We start from the raw sequence: 20,107 nt of genomic DNA on the forward strand, positions 1-20,107 counted from the left end.
CCGACGACCATGACGTCTTCGAAGCGAGACCGCGCCGAAGCCCTGCCCCGGGACCTGCAGGAGGCGCTGCGCCGCCGGCTGGCCGGACGCGCCGCCGCCGCGGCGGGCACCGCCCCCGCACCGGGCATCCCGCACGCCGACCGCACCCGGCCCCTGCCGCTGTCCTTCGCCCAGCAGCGCCTGTGGTTCCTGGACCGGCTGCGCCCCGGCGACCCCCGCTACAACAGCGCGGTGGCGCTGCGGCTCACCGGGACCCTGGACCGGGACGTGCTCGCCCGCGCGCTGACCGCCGTCGTCGAGCGCCACGAGGCGCTGCGCACCACCTTCGACGACGCCGACGGCCGGCCGGTGCAGACGGTGCGGCCGGCCGGGCCGGTGCCGCTGCCCGTGCGCGAGCCGGACGCGCCGTCCGCGGCCGCCGACCCGGCGGCCGCCCTGGAGGCGGCGCTGCTGGAGGAGTACTCCCGCCCGTTCGACCTGAACGCGGGCCCCCTGCTGCGCGCGGCGCTGCTGCGCGAGTCCGAGACCTCGCACGTGCTGCTGCTGACCGCCCACCACATCGTCACCGACGGCTGGTCGATGGGCGTGCTGCTGGACGAGCTGTGCACCGTCTACGACGCGTCGGCCCGCGGCGCTCAGCCGCAGCTGCCGCCGGTGGCCGCGCAGTACCCGGACTTCGCGGTGTGGCAGCGCGAGCAGCTGTCCGGGCCCCGGCTGGAGCGCCACCTCGCCCACTGGTCGCGGCACCTGTCCGGCGCCGTGCCGCCGGCACTGCCCCTGGACCGGCCACGCAGCGGCGAGGAGTCCGGCGCGGGCGCGGTGCACATGTTCACCGTCCCCGCCGGCGTCACCGCCGCACTGCGCCGGCTCGCGGCGGAGCAGCACACCACGCTGTTCACCGCCCTGGTGGCCGCCACCCAGGCGCTGCTGGCCCGCTGGTCCGGCCAGGACGACATCACCGTCGGCTCCCTGACTCCCGGGCGGTCCCGCACGGAGCTGGAACGGGCCGTCGGCTTCTTCGTGAACACCGTCGTACTGCGCACCCCGGTGGAGGCGTCCCGGTCCTTCCGCGACCTGCTGGCCGCCGCCGCGGACACCGTCAACGACGCCTTCGCGCACGGCGACACCCCCTTCGAACGGCTGGTGGAGGCCGTCGGCGCGCCCCGCGAGGCCGGCCGCAACCCCCTGTTCGACGTGATGGTCCTGCTGCACCCGGCCCCGCCCGCGGCGCCCGCGCCGCACGGGCTCACCACCTCGCCGGTCACCGTGCCCCGCCAGGCGGCCACGTTCGACCTGAGCGTGGAGTTCGTCCCGGACGGCGAGGGACTGACGGGCCTGCTGGAGTACCGCACCGACCTGTTCGAGGCGAGCACCGCCCGCCGGATGGCGGAGCAGCTGCTGCGGACGCTGGAGGGCGTCGCCGCCCGGCCGGAGCGGCCGCTCGGCGCGCTGCCCCTGCTGTCACCCGGGGAGGAGCGGAGGGTGACACGGGAGTGGAACGCCACCGACCTCCCGGTTCCCGACACCACCTATCCGGAGCTCTTCGAGCGCCAGGTGCGCCGCACCCCGCACGCCACCGCCCTGGTCGCGGGCGGCGACCGTCTGGACTACGCGACGCTCAACGCCCGCGCCAACCGCCTGGCCCACCACCTCACCGCCCTCGGCGCCGGCCCCGAGACCCTCGTCGCGCTCCGGCTGCCGCGCACCGCCGACATGATCGTCGCGATCGTCGCCGTGCTGAAGTCCGGCGCGGGCTACCTCCCCCTCGACCCCGCCCTGCCCGAGGAACGGGTCCGGTTCCTGCTGGACGACGCCCGGCCGGCACTGGTGCTCGACGAGGCCGCGCTGCGGGCCGTCCCCGAAACCGTGCCGGACACCGACCCCACCGACGGCGACCGGCGCACCCCGCTGGACCCGCGCAACACGGCCTACGTCATCTACACCTCCGGCTCCACCGGCCGCCCCAAGGGCGTCGCCGTCGCCCACCGCTCCCTCGGCAACCTCCTCGCCGGCCACCGCGAGGGGTTCGTCGCCGACGCGGGCGGCGGCCCCCTGCACGTGGCGCTGACCGCGTCGTTCGCCTTCGACACCTCCCTGGAGGGCGTGCTGCTGATGGCCGACGGCCACCGGCTGCACCTGGTCGACGAGACGACCCGCATGGACGCGGCCGCCCTGGTCGAGTACGTGGTGGAGCACCGCATCGACTTCCTCGACCTCACCCCCTCCTACCTGCGGCAGCTGCTGCCCGCCGGGCTGCTCACCGACCCGCGCCACCGTCCCCGGGTGCTGATGCTCGGCGGCGAGGCGGTCGGCCCGGCCCTGTGGCGGGAGCTGGCCGCCCACCGCGACGTCGCCGCCTACAACTTCTACGGCCCCACCGAGTGCACCGTCGACGCGCTGGCCTGCCGCATCGAGGGCGGCGGCCGCCCCCTGGTGGGCCGGCCGCTGCCCAACGTACGGGCCTACGTCCTGGACGACCGGCTGCGGCCGGTGCCGCCCGGCGTCGGCGGTGAGCTCTACCTCGCCGGCCGGCAGCTGGCCCGCGGCTACGCCGGCCGTCCCGGCCTGACCGCCGCGCGGTTCGTGGCCGACCCGTTCGGCCCGCCCGGGGCCCGGATGTACCGCACGGGCGACCTGGCCCGCTGGACCGCCGGGGGACAGCTGGACTACCTCGGGCGTGCCGACGACCAGGTCAAGGTGCGCGGCCACCGCATCGAACCCGGAGAGGTCGAGGCGGCGCTGCTGGACCTGCCCGGCCTCACCGCCGCCGCGGTCGTCGCGGTCACCGACGCGCACGGCCACACCCGGCTGGCCGCCTACGTCGTGCCCGCCGCCGGCGCCGCCCGGCCCGCCTCCGCCGACCTGCGCGCGGCCCTGCGCCGGACCCTGCCCGACCACATGGTGCCGTCCTCGTTCACCGTGCTCGACGCGCTGCCGCTGACCACCAGCGGCAAACTGGACCGCCGCGCCCTGCCCGCGCCCGACCCGCGCGAGGACGAGCGCGAGAGGGAGTTCGTCGCCCCGCGCACCACCGGCGAGGAGACCCTGGCCCGCATCTGGGCCGACGTGCTGGGCGTGCCCGCCGTGGGCGTCACCGACAACTTCTTCGAGCTGGGCGGCGACTCCATCCTCAGCATCCAGGCCGTCTCCCGCGCCCGCGCCGCGGGACTGCACCTTTCGTCGCAGGACGTCTTCCGCCACCAGACCGTCGCCGACCTGGCCGCGGCCGCCGCGCAGCGGACCGCCACGGTCCCCGCGCCCCGGCGGCCGCGCGCGGACGGGCCGGCGCCGCTGACCCCGGTCCAGGAGTGGTTCTTCGCCACGCACGGACCGCTGCGGCACTTCAGCATGTCGATGCTCCTCGACCTGCCGCACGACCTCGACGAGCAGGCGCTGGAGCGGGCCGTGGAGGCCGTGGCCGCCCGGCACCCGGCGCTGCGGACCAGGTTCACCCGCACGGCGGAGACCTGGCGGCAGCACCCCGGCGAGGGCCCGGCCACCGCACTGCTGACCCGTCACGAGCCGCCCGCCCCGGGCACCGATCCCGCCACCGCCCGCGCCGAGGCCGCCGACGCGGCCCGCGCGGCCCTCGACCCGGCCACGGGCGCCCTGTTCCGCGCCGTGCTGCTGCCGCAGGCACTCGGCGAACGGCCGCAGCTGTTCCTGACGGCCCACCACCTCGCCGTGGACAGCGTGTCCTGGCGCATCCTCCTCGCCGACCTGGAGCGGGCCTACCGGCAGGCGGCCGCCGGCGAACCGGTGGAACTCGAGCCGGAGCACACGCCGTTCACCGACTGGGCCGCGCACCTGTCCCGGCGGGTGCGCGCCGGTGACCTGGACGACGACCTGCCGTACTGGACGGCCCGGACCGCGGCCCCGCGCACCCCGCTGCCGGTGGACCGCCCCGGCACCGCGCTCGCCGGCTCGGTGCGCACCGTGCGCACCCGGGTGGACCGCGCCGTCACCGAGGCGCTGCTGCGCAGAGTGCCGGGCGTCTACCGCACCCAGGTCAACGACGTGCTGCTGAGCGCGCTGGGCCGGGTGCTGGCCGACTGGGCGGGCACCGAGCGGGTCACCGTCGCGCTGGAGGGACACGGCCGCGAGGACCTCGGCGGAGCGGTCCCCGACGACGCCCCCGACGTCTCGCGGACCGTGGGCTGGTTCACCACCCAGTACCCCGTCACCCTCACCCCGGCCGGCTCGTCCGGCGCCCCCGACTGGGGCACCACCCTCAAAGCCGTCAAGGAGAGCCTGCGGGGCGTGCCCCGGCGCGGCCTGAGCTACGAGGCGCTGGCCCGCCTCGGCTCTCCCGACCCCGCCGCCCGCGCCCTGCGGGAACTGCCGCTGCCCGAGGTGTGCTTCACCTACCACGGGCAGTGGGAGGCGCCCGGCGGCCGGGACTTCGCCCCGACAGCCGACGTACCCGGTCGCGACATGGCCCCCGACGAGCCGCTGGACCATCTCCTCGACGTGTCCGCCGTGGTCGCCGACGGCGAACTCGAGGTCACCTGGCACTACAGCGACCAGGTCCACGACGCGGACACGGTCCGCGGCCTGGCGGACGGCATGGTCCGGGCCCTGGCCGCGATCGCCGACCACTGCGCCCGCCCCGGCGCCGGCGGCCGGACCCCGTCCGACTTCCCGCTGGCCCGCCTGGACCAGGCGGCCGTGGACCGGCTGGCCGGCGACGGCCGCCTGGTGGAGGACCTGCTGCCGCTGACCCCGCTGCAGGAGGGCATGCTCTTCCACCGCCTGGTCGGCGGGCCCGACGACGTGTATGTCGACCAGGCCGCCCTGCTGCTGGAGGGCGTCACCGACCCGCACGCCCTCGCCGTCGCCTGGCAGCGGGTCGCCGACCGCACGCCCGCGCTGCGCACCAGCGTGGTGTGGGAGGACGTCCCCGTTCCGCTCCAGATCGTGCACCGGGGCGTCCGGGTGCCGATCACCCACCTCGACTGGCGGGGGACGGACCCGCGTGAGCGCGCCGGCCAGTGGGAGCGGCTGTGCACCGACGACCTCGCCCGCGGCGTGGACCTCGGCACGGCACCGCTGATGCGGCTGACCCTGGTCCGGCTGCCCGAGTCGCGGCTGCACGTGCTGTGGACCTCCCACCACCTGATCCTGGACGGCTGGAGCCTGGCCCAGGTGCTCACCGAGGTGTTCGACGAGTACGCCGCCCTCACCGCCGGCGCCGAGTCCCACCCGCCCGCGCGCCGCCCCTTCGGCGACTACGTGCGCTGGCTGGCCGACCAGGACGCCGAAGCCGCCCACGCACACTGGCGCGACGTCCTCGGCGGCTTCGCAACCCCTACCCCGCTGCCCGTCGACCGTCCCCTGCGCGACACCCACCGCGCCCGCTCCGCGGACGTCCACACCGCCGGGCTGTCCGGCGCGGTGTCCGAACAGCTCGCGCGCACCGCGCGCAGGGCCGGGCTGACCCCGAGCACCCTGGTGCAGGGCGCCTGGGCGCTGCTGCTGGCCCGCTACGCCGGGGAGTCCGACGTCGTCTTCGGGACCACCGTCTCCGGACGCCCCGACGACCTGCCCGGCGCCGAGTCGATGGTCGGCATGTTCATCAACACCCTGCCCACCCGGGTACGGGTGGACGGCCACCGCACGGCCACCGACTGGCTGCGTGACCTGCAGCAGGCCCAGGCCGAGGCCCGCCGCTTCGCCGCGGTCTCCCTCGCCGAGCTGACGGGCCTCAGCGACGTCCCGTCGGGCACCCCGCTGTTCCAGAGCATGGTCGCCTTCGAGAACTACCCCTTCGACGAGGCCCGCACCGCCACGTCCGGCGTGCGCCTGGCCGGCGTCGCCTCCCGCGACGCCACCAACTACCCGCTCGTCGTGCGCGCCTACCAGGGCGAGCACCTCGGCTTCGACCTCGCCTACGACCCCGCGCTGTTCGACGCCGCGACCGTGCGGGCGCTCGCCGACCGGCTGTGCCTGCTGCTCACCGAACTGGCCGCGGACCCGGACCGCCCGCTGCGCGCCCTGCCGTGGACGACGGCCGCGGAGCGGCAGCGCATGCTCACCGAGTGGAACGGCACCGAGGAGGGCAGGCCCGAGCAGACCCTGGTGGACCTGTTCGAGGCCCAGGCCGCCCGCAGACCCGGCGCCGTCGCCGTCACCTGCGGCGGCGACCGCCTCGACTACGCCACCCTCGACGCGCTGTCCGGCCGGCTCGCCCACCGCCTGGCCGAACTGGGCGCCGGGCCCGAGCGGTTCGTCGCACTCGCCCTGCCCCGCTCGACCGAACTGGTGGTGGCGGTCCTGGCCGTGCTCAAGACGGGCGCCGCCTATGTGCCCGTCGACCCGAACTCGCCCGCCGAACGCGTCACCGGCATCCTCCGCGACGCCGCACCGCCGGCCCTGGTGACGACCGCGGAGACCTCCGCGCGCCTGGCGGACAGCCCCGTCCCCCTGCTGCTCCTGGACGACCCGGAGGTCCGCTCCGACCTCGCGGCACGGCCGGACACCGGCCCCGCTCCCGCACGCCGTCCGCTGCCCGAGAGCCCGGCCTACGCCATCTACACCTCCGGTTCCACCGGCCGCCCCAAGGGCGTGGTGGTGCCGCACGCCAACGTGGTCCGGCTGTTCACCCGCACCCGCCCCTGGTTCGGCTTCGACGAGCACGACGTGTGGACCCTGTTCCACTCCTACGCCTTCGACTTCTCCGTGTGGGAGCTGTGGGGTCCGCTGCTGCACGGCGGCCGGCTCGTCGTCGTCCCCGACGACACCGCCCGCTCGCCGGAGGACTTCCTGCGTCTGCTGGCCGACGAACGGGTCACCGTCCTCAACCAGACGCCCTCGGCCTTCCACCCGCTGGCCCGCGCCGACGCCGAACACCCCGACCTGAGCGCACGGCTGTCCCTGCGCACGGTCGTCTTCGGCGGCGAGGCACTGGACGTCGAGCGGCTCGCCGACTGGTACGGCCGCCACCCGGACACCGCCCCGCGCCTGGTGAACATGTACGGCATCACCGAGACCACCGTGCACGTCACCTACGCCCCCCTCGACCGCGCGACCACCCGCGCCGGCTCGGGCAGCCCCATCGGCACCGGCATACCCGACCTGCGGGTGTACGTGCTCGACGACACCCTGTCGCCCCTGCCGCCCGGCGCCGTCGGCGAGATGTACGTGGCGGGGGAGGGCCTGGCCCGCGGCTACCTCGACCGCCCCGGCCTGACCGCGACCCGGTTCGTGGCCGACCCGTTCGGACGGGCCGGCAGCCGGATGTACCGCACCGGCGACCGGGCCCGGTGGCGCGCCGACGGCACGCTGGAGTACCTGGGCCGCGCCGACCAGCAGGTGAAGATCCGCGGCTACCGCATCGAGCCCGGCGAGATCGAGGCAGCCCTGCACACCCACCCGGGCGTCGGCGCCGCCGCCGTGGGCGTGCACGAGGACGCCTCCGGCACGCGGCGCCTGGTCGCGCACGTCGTCGGCTCCGGCGGCGGGGCGCAGCACTCCGCCCCGCCCTCCGCCGCCGAGCTGCGCGCCCACCTGGAGCGCCTGCTGCCCGCGCACATGGTGCCTGCCGCCTACGTTCCGATGGCGGAACTGCCCCTGACCGTCAACGGCAAGCTCGACCGGCGCGCCCTGCCCGCGCCCGGCCCGGAGGGCTTCGCCACCGGCGCCGACCGCACCCCGCCGCGCACCCCCGCCGAACGCCTCGTCGCCGCCGCCTGGGCGGACGTCCTCGGCACCACGGAGGTCGGCGCCGACGACGACTTCTTCGCCCTCGGCGGCGACTCCATCCTCGCCGTCCGCGTGACCTCCCGGCTGCGGGCCTCCTTCGGCACGGACGTCTCGCCCCGGATGCTGTTCACCCACCCGAAGCTGTCGGCCCTCGCCGCCGCCCTGGGCGAGCCGCCCACCGGCCGGGACGCCCGGGCCGAGGTCATCCCGCCCGCCGACCCGGACACCGCGCCGCCGCTGTCGTACGCCCAGCAGCGCCTGTGGTTCCTGGACCGCTTCGAGCCGGGGAGCACCGAGTACACCACGCTGTCCGTGCTGCGCCTGCGCGGACGGCTCGACGAGGACGCCCTGCGCCGCGCCCTGGACGCACTGGTCGCCCGGCACGAGACGCTGCGGACCACGTTCGCCGAGGACGGCGGCCGCGCCCGGCAGGTCGTCCACCCGCCGGCGTCGGTGCGGTGGGCGCCGGACGACCTCACCGGCGCCGCCGACCCGGAGGCGGCGCTGGAGGCACTGCTCGACCGCGAGGCCGCCACCCCCTTCGACCTGACGGCCGGACCGCTGCTGCGCGTCCGGCTGGCGCGGACGGCCGACGAGGAGCACGTCCTGGTCCTGGCCGTCCACCACATCGCCACCGACGGCTGGTCGGTCGCCGTCCTCGGCCGCGACCTCGGCGAGCTGTACGCCGCATCGCGGGAGGACCGTGCCCCCGTCCTGCCGGACCTGCCGGTGCGCTACGCCGACTACGCCGCCTGGCAGCGCTCCCAAGGCGAGCGGACCGAGCGGCAACTCGCCCACTGGGCGCGGACGCTTCAGGACCTGGCCCCGCTGGAGCTGCCGACGGACCGGCCGCGGCCGGCCGTGCGCAGCCGCGACGGGGCCCTGGTGACGTTCCACCTGCCCGCCGCACTGACCGACAAGCTGCGCGAGACCGGCCGCGCCGCGGACGCCACCCTGTACATGACCCTGCTGACGGCCTGCCAGGTCCTGCTCGCCCGCTGGGCCGGCCAGGAGGACGTCGCCGTCGGCACGGTCACCGCCGGCCGGGAACGGCCCGAACTGCACGACCTGGTCGGCATGTTCGTCAACACCCTGGTCCTGCGCGGCCGCGTCCGGCCCGACCGGTCCTTCCGGGAGCTGCTGGCCGCGACGCGCGACACCGTCCTGGAGGCCTTCGCGCACCAGGACGTGCCCTTCGAACGCGTCGTCGACGCCCTCCAGCCCGAACGGGACACCAGCCGCACCCCGCTGTTCCAGGTCATGGTCGCGCTGCACAACCTGGGCGCCGAGGCGCCCCGGCTGCCCGGCCTCCACGTCGAGCCGGTCACCCCGCCGGTCCGCAACGCCACCTTCGACCTCGCCTTCGACTTCGTGGAGCACGACGGCGGGCTCACCGGCCACCTGGAGTACAGCACCGCCCTGTTCGACGCGGACACCGCCGAGCGCCTCGCCGCGCGGCTGCGGCTGCTGCTGGAGGCCGCCGCCGACGCCCCGGAGCAGGAGGCCGGCGCCCTGCCGCTGATGACCGCCGCCGAGCGGCAGCAGGTCCTGCACGACTGGCAGGGCGCCGTCCTGCCCGTCGCGGACGCCACCTTCCCCGACCTGTTCGAGGCCCAGGCGGCGCGCACCCCGCACGACACGGCCCTGGCCGCCAGGGACGCCACCCTCGACTACGCCACCCTCAACCAGCGGGCCAACCGGCTCGCCCACCACCTCGTCGCACTGGGCGCCGCACCGGAGCGGCTCGTCGCCGTCCGCCTGCCGCGGACCACGGACCTGCTGGTGGCACTCCTCGGCGTGCTCAAGGCGGGCGCCGCCCTGCTCTGCGTCGACCCCGACCTGCCCGAGGAACGCGTCGCGTTCCTCCTCGCCGACGCCGCGCCCCACACCGTCCTGACACCCGAAGCGCTGCGCCAGGTGCCGTGGGACCGGCTGCCCGACCACGACCCCACCGACGCCGACCGGCTCCGGCCGCTGCTGCCGCAGAACACCGCGTACGTCGTCTACACCTCCGGCTCCACCGGCCGGCCCAAGGGCGTCGCCGTGGAACACCGCCACCTGGTCAACCTCTGCCACGACCACCGCGAGGGGCTCGTCGCCCCCCACACCGCGGACGGGCGGCGGCTGCGCGCGGCGCTCAGCGCCTCCTTCTCCTTCGACACCTCCTGGGAGGGACCGCTGCTGCTCGCCCTCGGCCAGGAGGTCCACCTCGTCGACGAGGACCTGCGCCTGGACCCGGAGGCGTTCTGCGCCCAGGTCGCCGAGCGGCGACTGGACCTGGTCAACGTCACCCCGTCCTTCCTGCGCGAACTCACCGCCGCCGGGCTCCTCGCCCCCGGCCGCCACCGCCCGCGGCTGCTGCTCGTCGGCGGCGAGGCCGTCGGCACCGCCGCCTGGCGGGAGCTGTGCGCGGCGCAGCAGGACCTCGGCGTCACCGCGTACAACATGTACGGGCCCACCGAATGCACCGTCGACGCCGTCTACGGGCGCTGCGCCGACCGCGCCGACCGCCCGGTCATCGGCCGTCCCGGCCGCAACCTGCGCGCCTACGTCCTCGACGGCGCGCTGCGGCCGGTGCCGCCCGGCGTGCCGGGCGAGCTGTACCTGGCCGGGGCGCAGGTCGCCCGCGGCTACCTCAACCGGCCCGGCCTGACCGCGGCCCGCTTCCTGCCCGACCCGTTCGGCGCGCCGGGCGAGCGCATGTACCGCACCGGCGACCGCGCCCGCTGGGACGCGCACGGCCTGCTGGAGTTCCTGGGCCGGGTCGACGACCAGGTCAAGATCCGCGGGTTCCGCATCGAGCCCGGCGAGGTGGAGACCGCCCTCCTCGGCCACCCGGACGTCGCCGAGGCCGCGGTGGCCGCGCGCGAGCACGCCGACCGGGTGATGCTCGTCGCCTACGTGGTGCCCGCGGGCGACCGCGTCCCGCCGGCCGAGGAACTGCGGGTCCGCCTGCGCGGCACGCTGCCCGACCACATGGTCCCCGCCGCCTTCGTGCCACTGGAGCGGATCCCACGCACCACCAGCGGCAAGACCGACCGGCGCGCCCTGCCCGCCCCGCCCGCGCAGCCGGAGCGCACGACCGCGTACGTGGCACCCCGGCCAGGCATCGAGGAGCGGCTCGCCGCCGTCTGGGCCGAGGTACTGGGCGTCGAACGGGTGGGCGCGCGGGACAACTTCTTCGCCCTGGGCGGCGACTCGATCCTCAGCATCCAGATCGCCTCCCGCGCCCGCCAGGCCGGACTCGCCCTCACCACCAAGGACGTCTTCCGCCACCAGACCGTCGCCGAACTCGCCCTGTGCGTCACGGACGCCGCGCCCCGCGCGGACGCCGCCGGCACCCCGCCGCCCGAGGCGCCGCTCACCCCGATCCAGCGCTGGTACCTCGACGGCCGCCGGCCCGGCGACGCGCTGCGCTTCACCATGACCCAGCGCCTGGAACTGGCCCCCGGCACCGACCCGTCCGCCCTGCGCCGGGCCGTCGACGCGCTCGTGCACCACCACCCGGCGCTGCGCACCCGCTTCCGCCACACCGCCCAGGGCTGGCGGCAGGAGGTCCTGCCCGAGGCGCCCGGCGAGGTCCTCAGCCGGCACGACGTCTCGGCGCTGGACGCCACGGCCCTGGAGGCCGAGGTGCAGCGCACGGCGGACGCCGCGCAGGCCGCGCTCGACCCGACCGAGGGCCGGGTCGTGCGGGCCCTGCTCTTCGACGGCGGTCCCGGCCGCCCGCCCCAGCTGGTGATCACCGTCCACCACCTGGCCGTGGACGGCGTCTCCTGGCGCATCCTGCTCGCCGACCTGGACACCGCCCACCGGGCCGCCCGTGCCGGACGCCCCGTCGAACTGCCCCCGGCCTCCACCGCCTACGGCACCTGGGCCGCCCGGCTGGAGGAGCACACCCGCACCGGCGCCCTCGACGCGGACCTGGAGCACTGGAGGCGCACGTGCGCGGCCCCGGGCGGCCTGCCCGCCGGACGCGTCGGCCCCAACACCCACGGCAGTGCCGCCACCGTCACCGCGACACTGGAGCCGGAGGTGACCGAGGCCCTGCTGCGCCACGTGCCCGACGTCTACCGCACCCAGGTCAACGACGTCCTCCTCAGCGCCCTGGGCCACACCCTGGCCCGCTGGTGTGGACGCGACACCGTCCTGGTCGGCGTCGAAGGACACGGCCGCGAGGACCTCTTCGACGACGTGGACCTGTCGCGGACCGTCGGCTGGTTCACCGCCGAGTTCCCTCTCGCCCTCAGCGTCGCTCCCGACGCCGGCTGGCACGACACGCTCCGCTCGGTCAAGGAGCAGCTCCGCGCGGTCCCGCTGCGCGGCCTCAGCCACGGGGCGCTGCGACACCTGGTGCCCGACAGCCCCCTCGCCGGCGCCACCGCCCCCCAGGTCGGGTTCAACTACCACGGGCAGTGGGACGCCGGCACCGGCGCGGACCGGCAGGACGGCCTGTACCGCGCGGCCCTGCCCCCGGCCGGCCGCGACACCGACCCGGACGAGACGCGCCCCTACCTGCTCGACGTCACCGGCGTCGTCCAGGACGGCCGGCTCGAGCTGGGCTGGACCTATCCGACCGCCGTCTACGACGAGGGCACCGTGCGCCGGCTGGCCGACGACATGTGCGGGGCGCTGCGCGCGATCGTGGCGCACTGCGCCCGTCCGGACGCCGGCGGTCGCACCCCGTCGGACTTCCCGCTCGCCCGCCTCCCCCAGGGGGTCCTGGACCGGCTGGTCGGCGACGGGCGGCAGGTGGAGGACGTGCTCCCGCTCACCCCCCTGCAGTCCGGCATGCTCTTCCACGGACTCGTCGACACCGAGGCCGCCTACTTCGACCGCACGGCGGTACGGCTGTCCGGGGTCGCCGACCCGGGCGCCTTCGCCACCGCCTGGCAGCAGGTCGCCGACCGCACTCCGGCGCTGCGCACCAGCGTCCACTGGAAGGGCCTGCCGTACCCGGTCCAGGTGGTGCGCCACCGCGCGGAGCTGCCCGTCACCCACCTGGACTGGCGCCGGCTGACGCCCACCGAGCGGGAGGAGGAGATCCAGCGGCTGCTCGCCGAGGACCGCGCGGCGGGCATGGACCTGACCACGGCCCCGCTCACCCGCATCACCCTGGCCGCGCTGCCCGGCGACGAGGTGCTGCTGCTGTGGTCCACCCACCACCTCGCCCTGGACGGCTGGAGCACCGGGCAACTGCTCACCGAGGTCTGCGAGCGGTACGCGGCGCTGACCGGCGGCCCCGACACCCCCGCCCCGGTACGGCGGCCGTTCGCCGACTTCCTGCGCTGGCTGAGCGACCAGGACGAGGAGGAGGCCGAACGCCACTGGACCGGCGCCCTCGCCGGATTCACCGGGCGCACCCCGCTGCCGTACGACCGCACGCCCGCCGAGGCGCACCGCGCCCGCTCCGCGGCGGCCGTCTCCCGGGAGCTGGACGAGACCACCACACGGCGGCTGCGCGAGACGGCCGCCCGCTGCGGACTGACCGTCAACACCCTGGTGCAGGGCGCCTGGGCGCTCCTCCTGGCCCGTTACAGCGGCCGCCGGGACGTGGTGTTCGGCACCACCGTCTCCGGCCGCCCCGCCGAACTGCCCGGCGTCGACTCCATGATCGGCATGTTCATCAACACCGTGCCGACCCGGGTCCGCGTCCCCGCCGGCCCGGTCCTGCCCTGGCTGCGGGAGCTGCAGGAGCGGCAGAGCGACGCCCGCCGCTTCGACTTCCTCGCCCTGCCCCGCATCCAGGCCCTCAGCGACGTGCCGGCCGGCGAGGCGCTGTTCGACAGCATGGTCGTGTTCGAGAACTACCCCGTGGACGCGTCGGCCACCGCTCGCACCGGCGTGGGCGTGGAGGAGGTGCGCGCCGACGACGCCACCACGTTCCCGTGGTGCCTGCGCGCCCACCTGACCGACCGGCTCGGCTTCGACCTCGCCTACGACGCGGCGCTGTTCGACCGCGCCACGGCCGAGCGCGCCGCGGCCCGCCTGGCCGTCGCGCTCACCGCCCTCGCCGACGGCGCCGACAGCGCCGACGGCGACATTGACGCCTTGGACCTGTTCACCGGCGCGGACCGGGACGTCCTGCGACGGTGGAACAGCACCGCCCGGCAGGCGGCGCCGCGCAGCCCGGTGGGCCTGTTCACCGAGCAGGCCCACCGCACGCCGGACGCGGTCGCCGTGCGCGACGGCGACCGGGAGCTGACCTACCGCGAACTCGCCCACTGGTCCGACCACGTGGCGGCCCGGCTGCTCGCCGGAGGGCTGGGCGCCGAGGAGCGGGTGGCGCTGCTGATGGACCGCTCCGCCGAACTCGTCGTCGCCCAGCTCGGGGTCCTCAAGGCGGGCGGCGCCTACCTGCCCCTGGACACCCGGGCTCCAGAGGAACGGCGCAGCGCCCTGCTCACGCGGGCGCAGGCCGCGATCCGGCTCACCGCCGCCGACGTCACCGCCGCCCGCGGCGCGTCCGCCCCGGTGATGCCGGCCGTCCCGCCCGCCGACCCCGACCGGCTGGCCTACGTGATGTTCACCTCGGGCTCCACGGGGCAGCCCAAGGCCGTCGCGGTGCGGCACCGCGACGTCGCCTCGCTGGCCACCGACAGCCGGTTCACCGGCGGGGTGTGCGCGCGGGTGCTGCTGCACTCCCCGGTGGCCTTCGACGCCGCCACCTTCGAGGTGTGGGCGCCGCTGCTCAACGGCGGCTGTGTGATCGTCTCGCCGCGGGAGACGGTGGACGCGGCACTGCTGCGGCGGCTCGCCGGCGAGGACGGACCGACGGCGCTGTGGCTGACCGCGGGCCTGTTCCGGCTGCTGGCGCAGGACGCGCCGGACTGCTTCCGGGGCCTGCGCGAGGTGTGGACCGGCGGCGACGTGGTCCCGGCCGCCGCCGTCCGCCGGGTGCTGGCCGCCTGCCCCGGCCTGAGCGTCGTGGACGGCTACGGCCCGACCGAGACCACGACCTTCGCGACATCCCTGCGCCTCACGGACGCCACGGCCGTGCCCGGCACCGTGCCCATCGGGCACCCCCTGGACGACAAACGCGTCCACGTCCTCGACAGCCGGCTGCGGCCCGTCCCGCCCGGTTGCGCGGGCGAGCTGTTCGTGGCCGGCGAGGGGGTGGCCCGCGGCTACCTGGGCCGCCCCGGCGACACCGCGGCCCGGTTCCTCGCCGACCCCTCCGGGCCGCCCGGCGCCCGCATGTACCGCACCGGGGACCTGGCCCGGCGGCGCCCCGACGGCACGGTCGAGTTCCTCGGCCGCGCGGACGACCAGGTGAAGATCCGCGGGTTCCGGGTGGAGCCCGGTGAGGTGGAGGCCGCGCTCGCGGCGCACCCGGGTGTCGCGGACGTGGCCGTGCTGGCCCGCGAGGACCGGCCGGGCACCCGCACCCTGGTGGCCTACCTCGTGGGCCCGGCCGGTGACGACCTCGACGACGTACGGGCGTTCGCCCGCCGCACGCTGCCCGACTACCTCGTGCCGTCCGCGTTCGTGCCGCTGCCGGCGCTCCCGCTCAGCGGCAACGGCAAGGTCGACCGGGCCGCGCTGCCGGCGCCGGAGGCGGAAGCCGCCGGGCGGGGCACGCGGGTCGCCCCCCGCAACGAGACCGAACGGCTCACCGCGGACGTCTTCGCCCGGGTCCTCGGCGTGGACCTGCCCGGCGTGGAGGACGACTTCTTCCAGCTGGGCGGCGACTCCCTCCTCAGCATCCGGCTCGCCTCCCGCCTGGCCGAGGTGTTCGGCGCCGACCTCTCGCCCAGGGAGGTGTTCACCCACCCCACCCCCGCCGGACTCGCCCGGCTGCTCGAGGAGCACCGCGCCGGTGACCCGGGCCGTCCTGCCGTCGTCCCGGTTCCCCGCGACACGCCGGCCCCCATGTCGTACGCCCAGCAACGCCTCTTCTTCCTGGAGGAGTTCGCGCCCGGCGGCAGCGAGTACATCACCGCCCTCGCCCTGCGCCTGCGCGGGGCGCTCGACACCGGCGCCCTCGCCTCGGCCCTGGGCGCCCTGGTGGCCCGGCACGAGTCGTTGCGCACCACCTTCGACACCGCCGACGGCCACGGAATACAGATCGTCCACCCGCCGCAGCCGGTGCCCCTGCCGCTGCACGACCTGTCCCCGATGCCGCCGAAGGAACGCGAGACCCGGCTGCGGGAGCTGCTGGCCGGGGAGCGCACCCGCCCCTTCGACCTGCGGGTGGGCCCGCTGCTGCGGGCCGGCCTGGTACGCCTGGCGGACGACGACCACGTCCTGACCCTCACGCTCCACCACATCGTCACCGACGGCTGGTCGACCTCCGTGCTCACCGGCGACCTGGCCCACCTCTACCGGCTGGAACTGGGCGCCGAGACCAGGCCGCTGCCACCCCTGCCGGTGCAGTACGCCGACTACGCCCACTGGCAGCGCACCGAGGGCGCCACCGGGGCCGACGGCCAACTCGCCTACTGGAAGGAGCAGCTGGCCGGCACCGAACCGCTGGAGCTGCCCACCGACCGGCCCCGCCCGGCGGTGCGGACCAGCAACGGCGCCAGCACCCGCCTGGTCCTGCCGCCCCGGACCGCCCGCCGTCTGACGCGGGTCGGGCGGGACCGGGGAGCCACCCTGTTCACCACGCTCGCCGCCGCCGCCCAGGCCTTCCTCGCCCGGCTGTCCGGCGCGCGGGACGTCGCCGTGGGCACCGTCACCTCCGGCCGCGACCGGGCCGAGACCCGCGACCTCGTCGGGTTCTTCGTCAACACCCTGGTACTGCGCTCCCGCATCGAGGCGCACCGGCCCTTCGGCGAGTTCCTCGCCGACGTACGGCGGACCGTGCTCGACGCCTTCGCCCACCAGGACGTGCCGTTCGAGCGGGTGGTGGACGAGGTGCAGTCGGTGCGCGACACCAGCCGCACCCCGCTGTTCCAGGTCATGGTCGTGCTGCAGAACACCCCGGCCGCCGACCTCGACCTGCCGGGCCTCCACGTCGAAGACGTCGAACCGGATCTCCAGCAGGCGGCGTTCGACCTCACCCTGGAGTTCGCCGAGACGGAGTCCGGAGCCCTGCACGGCCTGCTCACCTACAACACCGACCTGTTCGACGCGACGACCGCCGAGCGGCTGGCCGGCCAGCTGCGGACACTGCTGACGGCCGTCGCCGAGGACCCCGACCACACGGTGGGGGCGCTTCCGCTGGCCTCCGACGAGGAGCTGAAGGCCCTGCTGGACCAGGGACGCGGCACCTTCCCGCCGGTGCCCGCGGCGACCCTGCCCGAACTGTTCGAACGGCAGGCGGCCCGCACCCCCGACGCGGTCGCCCTGGCCGACGCCACCCGCCAACTGACGTACGCGGAGGCCGACCGGGCGGCCAACCGGCTGGCCCACCAGCTGATCGAGCGCGGTGTCGGCCCCGAGCGCGTCGTCGCCCTGTCCCTGCCCCGGGCCATGGAGACGGTGGTGGCACAGCTCGCCGTCACGAAGGCCGGCGGCTGCTTCCTGCCGGTGGACCCGGGCTACCCCGAGCAGCGGCGGGAGTTCATGGTCCGCGACGCGGGGGCGTGGCTGGTCCTGGACGACCCCGCGTCCGTGTGGACGGCCGCCGGACCGGACACCGCACCCACGGACGCGGACCGCACCACCGCACTCGGCCCGGACCACCCCGCCTACGTCATCTACACGTCCGGGTCCACCGGAACCCCCAAGGGCGTGGTGGTCAGCCACCGCGGACTGGCCTCCTTCGCCGCGGCCGCCGCCGAGCAGTACGCCGCCGGCCCCGGCGACCGGGTGCTGCAGTTCGCCTCGCCGAGCTTCGACGCCTCCGTCCTGGAGCTGTGCGTCTCCCTCCTCACCGGAGCCACCCTCGTCACCGGGGAGGAGGGACCCCTGGTCGGCGAGCGGCTGGCCGAGGTGCTCGCCGAGCGGCGCATCAGCCACACGCTGATTCCCCCCGCCGCGCTGGCCACCGTGCCGCCCGGGACGGCCGGCGCCCTGCCTGACCTGCGCACCCTGATCGTCGGCGCCGAGGCGTGCCCGGCCGACCTGGTCGAGCAGTGGGCGCCCGGCCGCCGCATGGTCAACTCCTACGGGCCCACCGAGGCCACCGTGGTCGCCACCTGGACCGGCCCCCTGTCACCCGGCCCGGAGGCACCGCCGATCGGCCGGCCGTCCGGCGCCACCCGCGTCCACGTCCTCGACGCCGCGCTGCGCCCGGTGCCGCCGGGAGTGACCGGCGAGCTGTACGTGGCGGGTCCCGGACTCGCCCGCGGCTACCTGAACCGCCCCGGCCTGACCGCCCGGCGCTTCGTCGCCGACCCCTTCGGCGCGCCGGGGGAGCGGATGTACCGCACCGGTGACCTGGTGCGCTGGGACGCCGACGGGCAACTGCGCTACGCCGGACGCGCCGACGACCAGGTCAAGCTGCGCGGCTACCGGATCGAGCCGGGCGAGATCGAGAGCGCGCTGCGCCGCAGCCCGCGGGTGCGGGAGGCCGTGGTCGCCGTCCGCACCGACGGACCGGCGGGCGGGCCGGGCAACGGAACCGGCCGGCTGGTGGCCTACGTGGTCCCCGAACCGGACCCCGCCGCGCAGGACCCCGGGCAGCTCGCGGTGGCACAGCTGCGCGAGCACCTGGCCGGGCTGCTGCCCCCGCACATGGTCCCCACGGTGTTCGTCCCGCTGGAGCGGCTGCCGCTCACCCCGAACGGGAAGACCGACCGGCGCGCCCTGCCCCAGCCCGGCCCCGCGCAGAGCGCCGGCGGACCGCGGACCGCGCCGCGCACCGACACCGAGCGCCGCATCGCCCGCATCTGGGCCGACGTCCTGGGGGTGGAGGAGGTCGGCGCCGACGACAACTTCTTCCACCTCGGCGGAGACTCCATCCTCAGCATGCAGGTCGTCTCCCGGCTGCGCCGCGACGGACTGCACCTGGCCACCCGTGACCTGTTCACCCACCAGACCGTCGCCGAACTGGCCACCGCCGTCCGCGCGGTGCCGCAGAGCGCGGGTGAGGGACCGGTGGCCGGAGAGGTCCCGCTGACCCCCATCCAGGAGTGGTTCCTCACCACCCCGCGCGCCGCCCACCACCACTTCAACCAGTCCGTCCTCCTCGAACTGGCCGCGGACCCGGACACCGGCGCCCTGCGCCGGGCTCTCGCCGCCCTCCTGGAGCACCACGACGCCCTGCGCATGCGCTTCACCGAGGACGCCGACGGCTGGCACCAGTTCAATCCGCCGCCGGCCGGGTCCTACGACGTCCTCGTCGCCCACGACCTGACGGGGCTGTCCCCGAAGGAGGCCGACGCGGCCATGGAGCGGGCCGCCGACCGCCTGCACGCCGGGTTCGACCTGGCGCACGGCCCGCTGCTGCGGGCGGCCCTGTTCAGCGGCGACCCGGGCCGGCCGGCCCACCTCCTGCTGGTCGCCCACCACCTGGTCGTCGACGCCGTCTCCTGGCGGATCCTGCGCGACGACCTGGAGGCGGCGTACCGGCAGGCCCTGCAGGACGGCCCCGTCACCCTGGGGGAGCGCAGCACCTCCTTCCGGGACTGGGCCCGCCGTCTCGCCGCGCACGTCGCCGGCGGCGGCCTGGACCACGAACTGGCGTACTGGGAGCAGGCGGTGACCGCCGAGCCGCTGCCGGCCGCACCCGCGCCGGGAACCGACGCGGCGCACACCGGGGCGCTGACCGTGGAACTGGGCGAGGAGGACACCACGGCCCTGCTGCGCGCCGCGCCGACGGCCTACCGCACCCGCGTCAACGACGTCCTGCTGGCCGCCCTCGCCCTGGCCCTGTCCCGCTGGACCGGACACGACCGGGTGCGCCTGGACCTCGAGGGACACGGTCGCGAGGACGTGCTCGACGGAGTGGACCTCTCCCGCACGGTCGGCTGGTTCACCACCGTCCATCCGGTCGCCCTGCGGGTGCCCGAGCCGGACGACCTCGGCCCGGCACGCGACTGGCGGTCCCTGGTGAAGTCGGTGCGCCGCCAGCTGCGCGCGGTGCCCGGCAACGGCCTGGGATTCGGTGCCCTGCGCACCTTCGGCCCGCCCGAGGTCCGCGAGCGCCTCGGTGCGGCGGCGCTCGGACAGGTGGTGTTCAACTACCTCGGCCAGTGGGACGCCCGTCCGGAGACCGACGGCGATGGCCTGGTGCGCGCCGAGCACGGCTCGTTCGGCCTGGACCACGACCCCCGGGACGGGGGCTCCCACCTGCTGGAAGTGGTCGGCGCGGTGCAGAACGGCCGGCTCGCCTTCACCTGGCACCACCGCCCCGGCGTGCACGACACGGCGACCGTGCGCCGCGTCGCCGACGAGTTCGCCGAGGCACTGCGGCACATCGCCCGGCACGCCCGGGGAAGCCTGTGACGGTCTCCCGCCCCGGCATCAGGCCGGGGCGGGCCCCCCGCCGGCCGCGGTCGCCGCCGGCGTCGTGGCC

At 76.3% G+C, this 20,107-nt stretch carries 1 protein-coding gene; it reads left to right on the forward strand.

Translation table 11 applies throughout. The annotated features are described in order from the left end of the window. Positions 1-9 precede the first annotated feature (9 nt). Positions 10-20,037, forward strand: a complete 20,028-nt coding sequence (locus tag ACWDNY_RS07070) for a non-ribosomal peptide synthase/polyketide synthase (protein WP_451644693.1) — start codon at positions 10-12, stop codon at positions 20,035-20,037. Positions 20,038-20,107 lie beyond the last annotated feature (70 nt).

This window comes from Streptomyces sp. NPDC003697, from assembly GCF_053587115.1.

Excerpts from the sequence above, each read along its gene's own strand:
- ACWDNY_RS07070 (WP_451644693.1), top strand. The coding sequence starts at position 10 with ATGACGTCTTCGAAGCGAGACCGCGCCGAAGCCCTGCCCCGGGACCTG.